This is a genomic window from Acinetobacter sp. WU_MDCI_Abxb74 (assembly GCF_025513915.1).
Lineage (GTDB): Bacteria > Pseudomonadota > Gammaproteobacteria > Pseudomonadales > Moraxellaceae > Acinetobacter > Acinetobacter calcoaceticus_C.
Window position 1 is genome coordinate 605,759 of record NZ_JAHPRP010000001.1, and the last position, 14,291, is coordinate 620,049.

General features: G+C 36.7%; 13 protein-coding genes. 10 read left to right on the forward strand and 3 right to left on the reverse strand.

Translation table 11 applies throughout. The features are described from left to right. Positions 1 to 158: 158 nt before the first annotated feature. Positions 159 to 2,120 carry a TonB-dependent receptor plug domain-containing protein gene (locus KTH84_RS02925; RefSeq protein ID WP_262471898.1) on the forward strand — a complete coding sequence of 654 codons (1,962 nt, stop codon included), beginning with the start codon at positions 159 to 161 and terminating at the stop codon, positions 2,118 to 2,120. 139 nt (positions 2,121 to 2,259) lie between these two features. Continuing rightward, on the forward strand, positions 2,260 to 2,661 hold the full coding sequence (locus KTH84_RS02930; RefSeq protein ID WP_042896340.1) for a transcriptional repressor: 402 nt from the start codon (positions 2,260 to 2,262) through the stop codon (positions 2,659 to 2,661). A 53-nt stretch (positions 2,662 to 2,714) separates the two neighbouring features. Here the strand turns inward: KTH84_RS02930 and KTH84_RS02935 are convergent, their stop codons facing one another. Then, a complete protein-coding gene (locus KTH84_RS02935) occupies positions 2,715 to 4,496 on the reverse strand; it encodes a bifunctional metallophosphatase/5'-nucleotidase (protein ID WP_262471899.1) in 1,782 nt (593 codons plus the stop codon). A 354-nt stretch (positions 4,497 to 4,850) separates the two neighbouring features. On the opposite strand from KTH84_RS02935, the gene pqqA reads away from it, so the two are divergent. From pqqA to KTH84_RS02975, 8 genes are all read left to right on the forward strand, one after another. Beyond that, complete coding sequence (pqqA, locus tag KTH84_RS02940; RefSeq protein ID WP_001982218.1) at positions 4,851 to 4,925, forward strand: pyrroloquinoline quinone precursor peptide PqqA; 75 nt, start codon at positions 4,851 to 4,853, stop codon at positions 4,923 to 4,925. Positions 4,926 to 4,999: 74 nt separating this feature from the next. After that, complete coding sequence (gene pqqB, locus KTH84_RS02945) at positions 5,000 to 5,911, forward strand: pyrroloquinoline quinone biosynthesis protein PqqB (RefSeq protein ID WP_133973612.1); 912 nt, start codon at positions 5,000 to 5,002, stop codon at positions 5,909 to 5,911. An 8-nt stretch (positions 5,912 to 5,919) separates the two neighbouring features. Beyond that, positions 5,920 to 6,678 (forward strand): pyrroloquinoline-quinone synthase PqqC, encoded by a 759-nt coding sequence (gene pqqC / locus KTH84_RS02950; protein WP_092705809.1) that lies wholly within the window; start codon positions 5,920 to 5,922, stop codon positions 6,676 to 6,678. After that, on the forward strand, positions 6,675 to 6,959 hold the full coding sequence (pqqD, locus tag KTH84_RS02955) for a pyrroloquinoline quinone biosynthesis peptide chaperone PqqD (RefSeq protein WP_262471900.1): 285 nt from the start codon (positions 6,675 to 6,677) through the stop codon (positions 6,957 to 6,959). Before pqqC ends, pqqD begins: the two co-directional genes overlap by 4 nt. Continuing rightward, positions 6,956 to 8,110, forward strand: coding sequence for a pyrroloquinoline quinone biosynthesis protein PqqE (gene pqqE / locus KTH84_RS02960; protein ID WP_262471901.1), 1,155 nt, complete (start codon positions 6,956 to 6,958; stop codon positions 8,108 to 8,110). Before pqqD ends, pqqE begins: the two co-directional genes overlap by 4 nt. A gap of 18 nt (positions 8,111 to 8,128) precedes the next feature. Next, complete coding sequence (locus KTH84_RS02965; RefSeq protein ID WP_262471902.1) at positions 8,129 to 9,181, forward strand: dipeptidase; 1,053 nt, start codon at positions 8,129 to 8,131, stop codon at positions 9,179 to 9,181. A 985-nt stretch (positions 9,182 to 10,166) separates the two neighbouring features. Beyond that, a complete protein-coding gene (locus KTH84_RS02970) occupies positions 10,167 to 10,403 on the forward strand; it encodes a hypothetical protein (RefSeq protein ID WP_133973607.1) in 237 nt (78 codons plus the stop codon). Positions 10,404 to 10,604: 201 nt separating this feature from the next. Further along, a complete protein-coding gene (locus tag KTH84_RS02975; protein WP_202742066.1) occupies positions 10,605 to 11,192 on the forward strand; it encodes a uracil-DNA glycosylase family protein in 588 nt (195 codons plus the stop codon). A 17-nt stretch (positions 11,193 to 11,209) separates the two neighbouring features. Here KTH84_RS02975 and KTH84_RS02980 read toward each other — a convergent pair whose 3' ends face one another. Next, entirely contained in the window at positions 11,210 to 12,781 is a 1,572-nt protein-coding gene (locus KTH84_RS02980) for a phospholipase D family protein (RefSeq protein ID WP_262471903.1), read from the reverse strand. 529 nt (positions 12,782 to 13,310) lie between these two features. Then, complete coding sequence (locus KTH84_RS02985) at positions 13,311 to 14,192, reverse strand: MBL fold metallo-hydrolase (RefSeq protein ID WP_202742064.1); 882 nt, start codon at positions 14,190 to 14,192, stop codon at positions 13,311 to 13,313. Between the last annotated feature and the right edge of the window lie 99 nt (positions 14,193 to 14,291).

Below are 14,291 nucleotides of genomic sequence, written 5' to 3' on the forward strand. Positions count from 1 at the left end.
AACGCTTTTTTACACCACAAACAATAATGATTATCATTATATTATTAATACTTATTTTTATCTTGAACCTTGAAAGCCATGAGGATATGATGCATCCCATCATTACAAATGATAATTATTATCATATGGTAATCGTTATTTAACAGAGGGGTCGAGAAATGACATTAACCAAAAAGGCGCTGGTGGTCGCCATCTCAACACTACTTCCATTTGCGGCTCAAGCAAATTTGGACACAGAAAAATCTGATAAAAATGAACCTGTTCAAAAACTTAAAACCATTGTGGTTTCAGCAGCATTAAAAGAACAAGATGTTGATAAAGCACCTGCATCGATTAGTGTGATTACTAGTGAAGAGATTGAACGTAGTGCAGCACTCAGTCTTGCTGATGTTTTACAAAAACAAGCTGGGGTTTATAACTACAATAGTGGACAAGATAAGATTGTTATCCGAGGAATGCTCAACACATCGGGTAACTACACTTTAATTTTGCTTAATGGCAAACGCATGTCATCAAACGGAGCAATGTGGCGAGGCAATGACTTTGACTGGAGTGCAATTCCTTTAAATAGTATCGAACGTGTTGAAGTCATTCGTGGGCCAATGTCATCACTTTATGGGGCAGATGCCATGGGTGGGGTAATCAATATTATTACCAAAAAAGCCGAAGATGGGCAGCTTCATGGTTCGATCTTTGGGCAATATAACCGAGCAGACCGTGGCAATGGTAAGGATCAATTCCGTTACGGGTTTAACTTATATGGCGGTTTAACCGATAATTTAAGTTTTACTTTGGCAGGTGATGCCTATAACCGTGATGCATGGTACCGAAATGGTAAGCCAGATCCAGATGGGGCGTACTTTGTAGAAAAAGACACTAAAAATGTAAATGGTACTTTAAGCTGGAATATTAGTGACCAACAAACTTTAGATTTAGATTTGGGTTATAACAACGATAAACGACCTCTTACCCAAGATGCCGCAACTTCCATTCAAGAATCAGAAATGAAACGTACCAATGTGGGGATTGCGCACCGCGGAAAATGGGGATGGGGTAAAACAGAAGCATACATTGGTAAAGAAACAGCAAAAATTTATGACTACGACAGTGAGTATGACGCACCGCAAAGTCGTCAATATAAGCAAGAAAATTTAATTGGCCGTGCTTTCGCTAACTTTGATTGGCTGATGAATAACACCACAGCAGGTTTTGATTATAAAGATCAGAAAATTACCGATGTTGTGAGTTATATCGGCACTGGAAAAAACCAGCAGAAGAGCTACGGTGTATTTGTTCAAAATGATACCCACATTAACGATGCGCTGACCTTAACTTTAGGTGGACGTTATGACGATTTTGATGACTTTGATGGCAAATCAACAGGCAAAGCCTATTTAACATATGAGTTAGCAGAAGGAGTTATCCTTAAAGGTGGGGTAGGACAGGCATATAAGGTCCCATCCCCAGCTCAGCTAGATATAAATTATTCAATGATCTCATGTGGCGGTAGTTGTCATATTCGAGGTAACCCTAATTTAGATCCCGAAGAAAGCACCAACTATGAAGCTTCTTTAATTGTGACTCGACCAAATTGGAATGCTGGAGTTACGGTTTTCCAAAATGATGTGAAAAACCTGATTGAAGCGATTACCTTAAGTGATGGAGACCCTCGTTTAGAAGGTGATTTTAGAAAAATTTGGACCAATGTAAGCCGTGCAGAACTCAAAGGGGTTGAGCTCACTGGTGGTTATGACTTCACAGTTAATTTAGGTGTGAAAGCAAATGCAACTTACTTAGATGCAAAAAACAAAACTACAGGTAAAGATTTAACTGAACGACCAGAGTGGCTCGCTAATGGTTCAATTTCTTGGGCGCCCGTTGAAGATTTCCGTGTAAATGCAGGCGTAAGTTATGTGGGTAAACAAATGTACTCAGCAACTAAAGAGCTACCAGCTTATACCACTTATGACGTCACCTTTACTTCACCACTTTCACCACGTTTAACATTGGATTATGGTGTAAAAAACCTGACCGATGTTGACCTTGAAGATAAAAACAAAACCTTTAATACCAAACTCTATGGGCGCAATTACTTTGTAAAAGCGACTTATAGTTTCTAAGGTAAAACTAAGCTCAAAGCTTATTCATAGGGGAATAAGCTTTGTTTTTTAAATCAATAAATACCCATAATTTTCAAGCAAGTATAGACAAAATAATTTTAAGAATTTCTATACTTCTAAATATTCAGGCTAATTAATCATGACGGCAACTTCAAAATCATTATTAAACGGACTACCGATAAAAAAATCGAGAATACACGTTTTTGAAATCTTAAATCAGAATCCCCAAGGTTTAAGTGCAGACAATATTTATGCTCAAATTAAAAATGAATATAAAATAACCTTGGGAACGATCTATAGAATTTTATCTGAATTTGAAAATCGTAAACTCATCAAAAGGGTATTCTTAGGGAAAAGTAAAAGTATCTACAAAATCAGAAAAGATAAAATGAGCTGTAATCTGATTTGTCTTAAAACATCAGAAGCTTCAAGTTATGAGCATGAAAAAGTTAATGAATTACTTCATGAAGTCATGGAGATTATTTTTGCAAATACTGGAGCAGATATTAGTAGTATTGAGCTTAATCTCTATACAGAATAAAAAGTTTAGATGAAAAAAGGACAGCCTGAACTGTCCTTTTTTTATTAAATTTCTTATTTGATGACTTTAATTCGAGTTGTAGCTGGAATAATTAACGGTGAATTCTTAGCAATATAGCTTTCAAGGGCATCAATATCTTGACCGCCACCTACACGGTTTTGGCCATCTTTTAATACCGTAAAGTTATCGCCACCATCTGCCAAGAAGCTATTTACCGTCACACGGTATACTTTACTGTCAACCAATGGTGAACCAGCAACCATAATATTACTTGCTCGCGGTGAAACAGAAGTATTTGCCGCATATTGATAACTTAATTCTTTAGATGGCTGTAAAATTCTCGCTGAGTTTGCATTTGCACCAGACCATTGCTGTTCAATCACATCTCGAATCTGTTTGCCTGTTAAGCTCAAAGTCACAATAGAGTTACCAAAAGGTTGAACTGCAAACACATCGCCAAAGGTAATCTGGTTACTGCTATTAATGAGTAGGTCTGCACGTACACCACCTGGGTTCATTAAGGTAAAGTCAGAACCTTGGTTACTTGCTTTTAAGGCAAACGCTTGCTGAGCATCGGCAATCATAATCCCTAGTGGGCTTTCACCACTTTCGACTTGAGTACGACTTACAACTGCTGTCGCAGTTCCAACCACACGACTTGAAATGGTGGTCACAGCTTGGCGGTACTTATCTAAAATGGCCTCAATGCTTGGCGTTTTACTAAATTTTTGATAGAGATCTGTAAGACTTACAGTGGTTGTACCAGATGTGTAGGCTTCACTTTGTATAGGAACCTGTTTAGCATCCTTTTTAATCACATCACCAGTTTTACCATCAAGCTCAACCTTAATGTCAGTGATAAGCGTGCCATATTGTCCAGCTGAGGTAAGCAAGAACGGTTTTGCCGGATTTTTTGTAGCATAGTCACAAATATAAGATTGATGCGTATGCCCCGAAACAACAATATCAACCGCTGGATTAAGCTTATCTAAAATACCTAAAATCGGGCCGCTTAAGCCATCACATGTTTTTTCATTAAACTTAGTACCTGGTGCGGCACCTTCGTGTACTACAACCACAATTGCTTCAATCCCTTGTTTTTGTAACTCAGGAATCAATGCATTTACCGTATCTGCTTCATCACGGAACTCAACATCTTTAATGCCAGCAGCGGAAACAATACTTGGGGTCGCTTTAAGAGTTAAACCAATAAATGCGACTGGAATACCGCCGTAAGTTTTGACTTTATAGGCAGGAAAGATTGTTTTGCTCGCATCATTTTTCATTGCTACGTTAGCTGCAAGAAAATCAAATTTTGCACCGCTAAAGTTTTTATTAATTTGGCAAGGTGTAGTACTCGTGTATTGCTGACATCCACCGTTCTTCAAACGACGTAACTCATCTGTACCACGGTCAAATTCATGGTTTCCTACAGCATTAAAGTCAATTTGAATATCATTCATCACTTCAATGGTCGGTTCATCTAAAAATAAAGATGAGGTAAGTGGAGAAGCACTAATTAAATCGCCTGCCGAAACCACAGCATTATTTGGATTTTCTGCTTTAAGTTTTTTAATTGCATCGGCAAAGTAACTGACTCCACCCACAGGAACCCGAACCGACTGCGTTGCATCGTTTGGATTAGGTGCTTCAACATAACGCTTTGGTGGCTCAAGATTTCCATGAAAATCGTTAAAAGCTAAGATATTTACGGTCTGATTGCTTCTTTGGGCAGGTGGTGCTGTGTCGTTATCATCATTGTCATTACACCCAGCCAATACAATCATCGCCAGAGAAAGCGATGTTACTTTAAATAGTGTTGTTGAATTTTTCATTTTTTTATCATTTGATCAATTAAGACGGATAAAAAAATACGCTTTTAGTATGAATATTTGATGAAAAATGAAGATGATAAAAAATAGAAAAACATTAAAAAAGTTAATGATCGAGCCAAATTAGCGTAATAAAAAAAATTTACCATTTTAATAAAGTTCTATTTTATTAGCCTATAACTAGGCTGATGGGTTAGAAATATTAAAATTTGGACAAAAAACACAATTATCGAACAATATCTTAGCTAGAAGTTGTCTACAAATCCCAATTTTTTATTTAGAATAAATTTTTAATTGCCTTATCAAATTTAATCAAGTGATTCATTTCATAAGATTAATATGAACCGGAGATAATTTATGCAATGGACTAAACCAGCTTTTACTGATTTACGCATTGGTTTTGAAGTGACTATGTACTTCGAAGCACGTTAATCAATTTCATCTAAATGTGTCATAAGCCCTAGTCTTGTTCTAGGGCTTATCTCTTTCTAATAAGATATTATTTTATGTATATTCATGTTTTAGGCTCAGCTGCCGGAGGCGGGTTCCCGCAGTGGAATTGTAATTGCCCCAATTGTCATGGTGTTCGCACAGGTACAATCCAAGCTAAAGCACGGACTCAATCCTCAATTGCTGTTTCTGAAAATGGAATAGATTGGATTTTATTAAACGCATCACCAGACATTCGCCAGCAGCTTTTCGAATTTAAAGCAGCTCAACCAGCGCGTAAATTGCGTGATACAGGCATCACTAGCGTTATTTTAATGGATAGTCAGTTAGATCATACCACTGGGCTTTTAACCTTACGTGAAGGTTGTCCAATGAATGTGTGGTGTACAGAAATGGTCTATCAGGACCTGACTACTGGCTTTCCAGTTTTTAATATGCTCAAACACTGGAATGGTGGTCTTCAATATCACGAGATTAACCCTAAACAAGCTTTTAAAATTGATGGTTTTGAAAATTTAGAATTTTTACCTTTAATTATTAAAAGTGCTGCGCCACCATATTCACCACATCGAAATGATCCACATGACGGCGACAACATTGCCTTAATTATCAAAGACCATAAAACACAAAAACAGTTATTTTACGCACCAGGTCTTGGAAAAATTGATGATCACATCATGCAAATTATGCAGAGTTCAGACTGCGTCATGATTGATGGAACGCTCTGGACAGACGATGAAATGCAACAAACGGGTGTTGGTAAAAAAACTGGCTGTGAAATGGGGCATTTATATATTAGTGGCGAAGGTGGTTCACTGTCTTATTTAAATCAGCTGAGTACACCTAAAAAAGTGCTCATCCATATTAACAATACCAATCCAATTTTAAATGAAAACTCTAGCCAGTTTGCTGAGCTTAAAGCAAATGGCGTAGAAGTTGCCTATGATGGCATGCAGATTGAACTCTAAGGTGAAACATGACTCAAACACCTGAAGCTTTAACGACCGAACAATTTAAACAAGCGATTATTGATAAAGGCCAGTATTATCATATCTATCATCCATTTCATGTGATGATGTATGAAGGCAAAGCAACTCAACAACAAATTCAGGCTTGGGTTGCAAACCGCTATTACTATCAAATTAATATCCCGCTCAAAGATGCAGCCATTATGGCGAATTGCCCAGACCAACGCGTTCGTCAAGAATGGATTCAACGCATGATTGATCAAGATGGTGAATATCCTGATGGCGGTGGCCGAGAAGCATGGTTACGGTTAGCCGAAGCTGTGGGCTTGAGTCGTGAACAAGTGATTTCTGAAGAACTGGTATTACCAGGTGTTCGTTTTGCCGTAGATGCCTATGTGAACTTTGCACGTCGTGCCTCATGGCGTGAAGCGGCAAGTAGTTCTTTAACTGAGTTGTTTGCCCCGAAAATTCATCAATCACGTCTAGAGTCGTGGCCACAGCACTATCCATGGATTGATGATAAAGGCTATGAGTATTTCCGTTCACGTTTAAGTCAGGCACGCCGTGACGTTGAACATGGCTTAACAATTACGCTTGATTCATTTACGACTCATGAGCAACAAGAACGAATGCTTGAAATATTGCAGTTTAAGCTGGATATTTTATGGAGCATTTTAGATGCTTTAACTTTGGCATATGTTCACAATGAAGCACCGTATCACAGTGTGACTAGCAAACGGGTTTGGCACAAAGGACTATTTAAATGAATAAAGAGCAGTTTGATTTAAACCTTGTTCCGAGATGGCGACAAGGTTACCGTTTTCAGTTCGAGCCAGCTCAAAATAGTTTTGTGATTTTATATCCTGAAGGCATGATCAAGTTAAATGAAAGTGCAGGGGCAATTGGTCAATATATTGATGGACAACAAAATGTTTCCGCAATTATTGCTCAGATAAAGCAAAAATTTGGTGATATTGCTGAAATTGATCAAGATGTAGTGGATTACATGTTGGTCGCAAAACAGCAACACTGGATTGATTTAATATGACAGAAGGTGTTGGTCTACCTTTATGGTTATTAGCGGAACTCACTTATCGTTGTCCGCTACAATGCCCATATTGCTCAAACCCATTGGACTACGCCCAGCATAAAAATGAACTGACCACTCAAGAGTGGTTTGATGTTTTTGATCAGGCCCGCCAGATGGGCGCCGTTCAACTCGGTTTTTCTGGCGGCGAGCCATTGGTACGCCAAGATTTAGAACAACTGGTTGCACATGCTCACCAACAAGGGTTTTATACCAACCTGATTACCTCGGGCATGGGACTCACCGAACAACGCATTGCCGATCTAAAGCAAGCAGGGCTAGATCACATTCAAGTGAGCTTTCAAGCTAGTGATCCTGTGGTAAATGATGCCTTGGCAGGTTCAAAACATGCTTTTGAACAAAAGTATGAAATGTGCCGGCTGGTTAAGAAATATAATTATCCGATGGTGCTCAATTTTGTAATCCATCGGCATAACATTGACCAGATTGAACAAATTATTGATCTTTGTTTAGAGCTCAATGCAGACACCGTCGAGTTAGCAATTTGTCAGTTTTACGGTTGGGCTTTTTTAAACCGTCAAGGTTTGCTACCAACACAGGAACAACTGATACGTGCGGAACGTATTACCAATGAATATCGAGAAAAATTAAAAGCGCAAAATCATCCCTGCAAACTCATTTTTGTAGTGCCTGATTATTATGAAGAACGACCAAAAGCCTGTATGAATGGCTGGGGTAAAATATTCTTTACAGTTGCTCCAGATGGTATGGCACTGCCTTGCCATGCGGCACGACAATTACCAATTTCATTTCCAAACGTCCGTGAACATAAATTGTCAGATATCTGGTACAAATCAACTGGATTCAATCATTTCCGTGGTGATGCATGGATGCCTGAAGGCTGCCGCAGTTGCCCAGATAAAGATCGTGACTTTGGCGGATGTCGTTGCCAGGCCTATATGTTGACTGGCGATGCGGCTAATGCCGATCCTGTCTGTGGTAAATCGCCGTATCATCAAATGATTGAGCAAGCACGGGCAGAAAGTCATGTAGCCGCTCCACTACAACAACTTGTGTTTCGGAACAGTAGAAACTCTAAATCTTTAAGTGCTACACAAAATATTCCAGTCCACACAATTACCGATAAATAGCAAGCAATAGGAATGTTCATGAAGCCTAGCAATATTCCAGTTTTTGATGGACATAATGATGCATTAACGCGTCTATGGCTAAGTGATCATGCAGATCCCGTACATGCTTTTATTCATGAACGCCTAGAGGGCCATCTTGATTTAAAACGCTGCCAGCAAGCAGGTTTTGTTGGTGGAATGTTTGCGATTTTTTTACCTCCATTTAGCTATGTTCAACAGCATCATCCCAATAAACTATTTGATCAAAATGCTTCTGATTTTACCCAGCGGCAAATTGAACAGATTTGCTTAGAGCAACTCGATATAGCACACCAACTCGCAAAAGGTTCTACAGACATTCAAATTTGCACATCAGTTCAGGATATTCAGAGTTGTGTAGACATGCAGAAACTGGGCATTGTGCTGCATATGGAAGGTGCAGAAGCTTTACAACAAAACCCCGATTTACTTGATGTGTTTTATGACAGAGGTCTTCGTAGTATCGGCCCACTTTGGAATAGACCAAGCCGCTTTGGACATGGCTTAAATGCTAAGTTTCCTCACTCACCCGACACAGGAGCAGGCCTTACACAAGACGGCAAAGACTTTGTAAAGCGCTGTGCCGATAAAAAAATGGTAATTGATGTTTCTCACATGAATGAACGGGCTTTTTGGGATACTGTAGATCTATTGCAACAGCCAATCGTAGCAACACACTCTAATGCACATGCCTTGTGTCCCCAAGCGCGAAATTTAACTGATTCTCAACTCAAAGAAATTCGAAATAGTCAGGGCATGGTCGGAGTAAATTTTGATGTTGCTTTTTTAAGGCCTGATGGACAACGTAATGCAAATACATCTATAGATATAATTTTAGACCATCTAGATTATTTGATAGATCGACTTGGCGAAGAACATGTGGGTTTTGGTTCTGATTTTGACGGCGCGCTCATCGGGGCCGAGCTTGAAGATGTTACAGGGCTACGCGAGCTGATCAATCGTATGCAACAACGTCATTATTCAAGCGAACTCATTGAAAAACTATGTTTTACGAATTGGAAAAAAGTGCTTTACCAAATTTTGGGTAAATAAGTTTAGAGCTAAACATATTAAAAATAACTAATTATTTGCATTTTTTGATTGGCCGAAATGACTTAAAAAAATACAATTGGTTTAATTGTCAACCATTCGTTAAATTCACTAAACTCAACCTTACTGAATGTAAGAACATTTAGTATTTCAGGTCTTTTGTGGTTTTCACATTACCCATTTCTTCATGAGAAGTAGAAATGGGTTTTTTCTTATCTCAATCAAATAAACGTGATAGTAATCACAATAATCACTAATTATTAGCATTCTCTCAATCCTATCTTGACTAAAAGATCTGCATTAAATACATTTGTAGTGTATTTAAAGATAAATAAAATTACTTAAAAGTAATTCATAATACTGCTTAGTCCTGAAATACAGTAAAAGGCCTACCCATTTGAGTAGGCTTTTTGCTTTGTATCAAAATTTATTCTTTTTAATTATTGGACTCTTCAATTAACATAAAAATTAAACACCTTACAAAAGCGGCGCAAATGAAAGCCGTTAAATAACAAATTATGTGCTATTAATTTAAGTTGATTTATCAAAATTTACTCCATCAGTCGAAGAGGTGCAAAATGTTAAAGTCAATTTTAGTAATAGGTACAGGTATTGCGATTGGGATGTCTATGTACAAGAAAAAGCAAAAGAACAGTAAAAGTTTTAACACGGATAGTGATACTGACTCAGTGACTAGTAAAGACAGGACTCAAAATCAAACTAATGGTTCACTGGATCACACTGTACAAGTTTAAATTTAAATAAAAAGGGGTTCAATTGAACCCTTTAATTTTTATTAAAACTCATAATTATTTTAAATAGATTAATTTAAAGATATTATTTTAACTCAAATAATTACTCAACTATTCATTTAATTATTACAAAAGTATGATTAAAACAAAAAAAACACTTTCATTATTAAAATTTACATACTGTATCAGTGGAGTCTTTATTATTATCGATGCGGATAATAAAAATGGAGACTAGAATGTCAAAGCGCCATATTTTAAAAGAAGTTAACGCTAAAAGTATGTGTGGTATGGAAATTGTTGTTGAACAAATTTATGAAAATATTTATGAAAAAAACTTTGTCGAAGCTGAGAGGGAGCAAAATTGGTTGCCACTTTCTAAAATTGTGATTTCAGATAAAGTTATTAATTTAGATCAAGATAATACCTTTGCTCATCCAAGAACAGGCAAGGTGTTTAAAGTCCTGAACTCTTAATAGTTTTAGTTCCACCAATCCACTTTGCAAGTTTTAAATTATTGAAGCGGCTCTTCCAAAAGTGTCGCTTCAATGCATTTAACTCAGAGCTAATTTCTTATATTAACGCTTTAATGAAGATAAATTGCATTTCATGACTCGTGATTAGCTAAGAAATAGGTTAATTTATTTATAAAGTTTTTAAGTAAACACTGATTTTTTATGATAATTGAGATAGAAACACACCCACTAGAACCATTTTTACCTAAAAATGCACATCTATTAATGTTAGGTAGTTTTCCACCACCTCGTAATAAATGGAAAATGGATTTTTACTATCCGAACTTTCAAAATGATATGTGGCGAATTTTTGGTTTAATTTTTTTTCAAGACAAAACTTATTTTTTAAGTGAAAACCAAAAAAATTTTAATGAAGAACGTATCCGAAACTTCTTGATTGAAACAGGTATTGCGATCTTTGATACTGCTTACCAAATTAAGCGATTAAAGGGGAATGCCGCCGATAAATTTCTTGAAATAGTAACGCCAACAGATCTTGCGGTTCTACTTCAACAGATTCCGTTATGTCAAACCATCATGACTACAGGTGATAAAGCAACTGACACTTTAATTTCAGTTTTACCAGAGAACACCGAAAAGCCGCTTATAGGAATGTCTACATCGACTTATTTTGCAGGAAGAGATATTAATTTATATCGCTTACCATCTTCCTCTAGAGCTTATCCATTGGCACTAGAAAAGAAAGCGGAGGCTTATCAAAAATTCTTTAAAGAGATTGGTCTTTTATAAATAAAACTGAAGCGTCCTTACATCATCCATTCAACTGGTAAATATGAAACGGCTTTAATCATTGTACGTTGAAAAAGACTCGTATCTGGGTCTTTTTCATATTCAACAACTTTCCCATTCGATTGATAATCTAGCCAAATGATTTTCCCTTCACTATTTAGCTTAAGCTGATAGGCGACTTGAGGTAAGTGCTGATCGAGCATCACAGAAATTTGAGCCTGTAATTGACTCGACTCAATCACAAGACCAACCTCGGTATTTAAGTAAGTCGAGCGTGGGTCAAAATTAAATGAACCAATAAATACTTTACCGTCTACATCAAAAAATTTGGCGTGTAAGCTCGATTTATTTTTACCTTTTGCGGGGATAACGCTTCCGGTCACAACCTCATACCATGTTCTACGTCTGCGTTCTAAAAATGGCTTAAATTCAAATAATTCTACGCCACTTTTGAGCATTTCGACTCGATATTGACTATAAAAAGCATGCACAATTGCCACATCATTTGCAGCAAAAGAATTGGTTAAAACCCTGACTTTAACCCCTTGCACTTTTAGCTGTTTTAAATAGTAAGTGCCTTGCTGGGTAGGAACAAAATAAGCTGAAGCTAACTCTATATGCTGCTTCGGTTCACCCATAATGGCCATAACTTGTCCATAAAGCATCTCTTCTTTAGAAGCTACTTCTAAAATTTTTTTAGGTGAGTCTGCAACAAAATACGCTTTTGACCATTGAATTGGATAGCTTTCTAAAAGCTCTTTTAAATAAGTTTGTGCATCGTAAAGCTTATCTTCAGTTTGAGTATGATTTTCACTTTCATGAAGTAGATCATGATAATGCTGTCGTAAAGATTGCAAGTGGTGGGCAGCACAAGTTCCGACCAACTCAGTGGCGTTTTGGCTTAGCTCGCTTTGCCAAAAATCATTAAAAACGGCTTGAGCATGCTGTACTGTATGCCCATAAAATAAAATATCCAGATCTGTAAACTGAAACTCACTACTTGCATCAAAATACTCACTACTGATATTTCGACCACCTGTTACTGCAATTACTCCATCTGCAATAATTAATTTATTATGCATTCGATGGTTTACTTTTTTGAAACGGAAAATATAGTCTAAAATTCTTATATATCTGAATTTGTATGGATTAAATAAGCGAATTTCAAAATTAGGGTGGTGGAGAAGGCTTCTGAGAACACCATCAAGCTTTACGCCATTTTGATCGTCAATGAGTAAGCGGATTTTTACGCCACGATCTGCTGCCGTAAGTAATTCATGCAGCATTAAATTTCCAACAAAATCATTTGTCCAAATATAATATTGTAAATCGATTTTTTCTTTTGCATTTCTAATGAGATACATACGAGAAGCGATACTGATAAAGGCGTCATCTAGTGCTACAAAAGCGGTTAGTCCTTGTTTAGTTTTTTCCGTAGCTTGCTTATCATTTAACCAATTAAAGCTATTCGTCACTGTATCGTTCTCATCAGGGTCGTATGTATCGTTATACGAAGGTGTATTTGTAAAGCACCAAGCATTTAATGCCATACTACTATATTGCTGATAGAGTTGATGAATTCTAAGCATACTTATTTTCATCCATTATAATTTAATTAAAAAACAGTATGTTAGCCAAATAATCTTTACTTAAAACCCATCTTATAGTCATCTATATGTGCGCCAAAAGGTTATTTATATAGCTATATTTGGCATAAAATTGTTAAAGTAAAAAGAAATCTACACCAGAAAAATGAAGCTACCAAACCCTATTAAACGTGAGGAAACTTACCGTATCAGCGTGACTTTTAACAAACAAAGATATTCTTGTACTCGGGATACAGCAAAGGAATGTGAGCAGTGGGCAGCATTAAAGCTACTTGAATTAAAATCTGGCAAGGCCGAAATAGAGAAAGGTGGTAAGCCGCATTTTTCATTAAAAAACACTGAGAGAAATATTATTTAGAAAAGGACGTAAAGTTAAAATCTAAAGAAACAATTCGCATCAAGATTAATAAACTTGAAAGTATGTTTGGTGACATAGCATCAAAAACAATTTGTCAAAAAAGCCCTGAACAATCAGGGCTTTCCAATGTAAGCTTAACGCGAGTATTAAAACTTAGAAAGAGATTGTTTCACCATCTAAAGGAATCGATACTTTATCTTGAATACCTTTTTCTTTTACATATTCAGATAGCTGGGCACGTGATACAGACATATGGTTAATTGCATCCATATGAACAGCAACAATTTTAGCCTTGGGTGCTTTTTGAGTAGCATGATAAGTATCTTCTTTACCCATAATAATGGATTCTTTATATCCTTCCATCAAAGCATTACCTGTATTTAATACAATCACTTCTGGTTTAAATTTCTCTATAGCTTGATCGACCTCGGGACGCCAAATAGTATCACCAGCAACATAAATTGTTTCATGACCAGCTGCTTCAAAAACCATACCCATGGCTTCACCTAAAGCAGCCCCTAGCTTAGAATTGCGATACATCTCATCAGTACCATGTTGGCCACCGATTTTAGTTATTTTGACACCTTCAAATGTGGTCTGAGTTAAGATACGTACATCTTTAAAACCTTGAGACCGAATGGTCTTTTGATCATCTTTGTTTTGTACAAAAACAGGCATGTTCTTTGGTATAGCTGCTTGTGCGGCATCATCCCAATGATCTAAATGAGTATGTGTAACAATAATGGCATCAACACCTTCCAAAATCGTTTCAGGTTTAATAGGCAAATCTACCAAGGGATTACGTAAATAACTTCGGTAAGTATTTGGGAATCCTTCATAAAAACCTTTTTTTGCAAACATTGGATCAACTAAAAAAGTGGTATCTGCATACGTAATTTTTACCGTTGCATTACGAATTTCTTGTAGATGAGTTATCTTTGACGTATCTCTTTGGACACTTTCATTCGCATATAAATTGAATGAAGCAGTTGCTAAAGTAATAGCGATAAGAGAACTATTTAAGATTTTTTTCATATCTAATTCCAGATAATTTACTGATATTGAAATTATGAGGAAAGAGATAAATATAAAAAATTGTCCTTAAGGACAACTATCGAAACTATTAGGACAAAA

Bases quoted from the DNA above. Each gene is read 5' to 3' on its own strand.
- KTH84_RS02925 (WP_262471898.1), top strand. From the start codon at position 159: ATGACATTAACCAAAAAGGCGCTGGTGGTCGCCATCTCAACACTACTT.
- KTH84_RS02930 (WP_042896340.1), top strand. From the start codon at position 2,260: ATGACGGCAACTTCAAAATCATTATTAAACGGACTACCGATAAAAAAA.
- KTH84_RS02935 (WP_262471899.1), bottom strand. From the start codon at position 4,496: ATGAAAAATTCAACAACACTATTTAAAGTAACATCGCTTTCTCTGGCG.
- pqqB (WP_133973612.1), top strand. From the start codon at position 5,000: ATGTATATTCATGTTTTAGGCTCAGCTGCCGGAGGCGGGTTCCCGCAG.
- pqqC (WP_092705809.1), top strand. From the start codon at position 5,920: ATGACTCAAACACCTGAAGCTTTAACGACCGAACAATTTAAACAAGCG.
- pqqD (WP_262471900.1), top strand. From the start codon at position 6,675: ATGAATAAAGAGCAGTTTGATTTAAACCTTGTTCCGAGATGGCGACAA.
- pqqE (WP_262471901.1), top strand. From the start codon at position 6,956: ATGACAGAAGGTGTTGGTCTACCTTTATGGTTATTAGCGGAACTCACT.
- KTH84_RS02965 (WP_262471902.1), top strand. From the start codon at position 8,129: ATGAAGCCTAGCAATATTCCAGTTTTTGATGGACATAATGATGCATTA.
- KTH84_RS02970 (WP_133973607.1), top strand. From the start codon at position 10,167: ATGTCAAAGCGCCATATTTTAAAAGAAGTTAACGCTAAAAGTATGTGT.
- KTH84_RS02975 (WP_202742066.1), top strand. From the start codon at position 10,605: ATGATAATTGAGATAGAAACACACCCACTAGAACCATTTTTACCTAAA.
- KTH84_RS02980 (WP_262471903.1), bottom strand. From the start codon at position 12,781: ATGCTTAGAATTCATCAACTCTATCAGCAATATAGTAGTATGGCATTA.
- KTH84_RS02985 (WP_202742064.1), bottom strand. From the start codon at position 14,192: ATGAAAAAAATCTTAAATAGTTCTCTTATCGCTATTACTTTAGCAACT.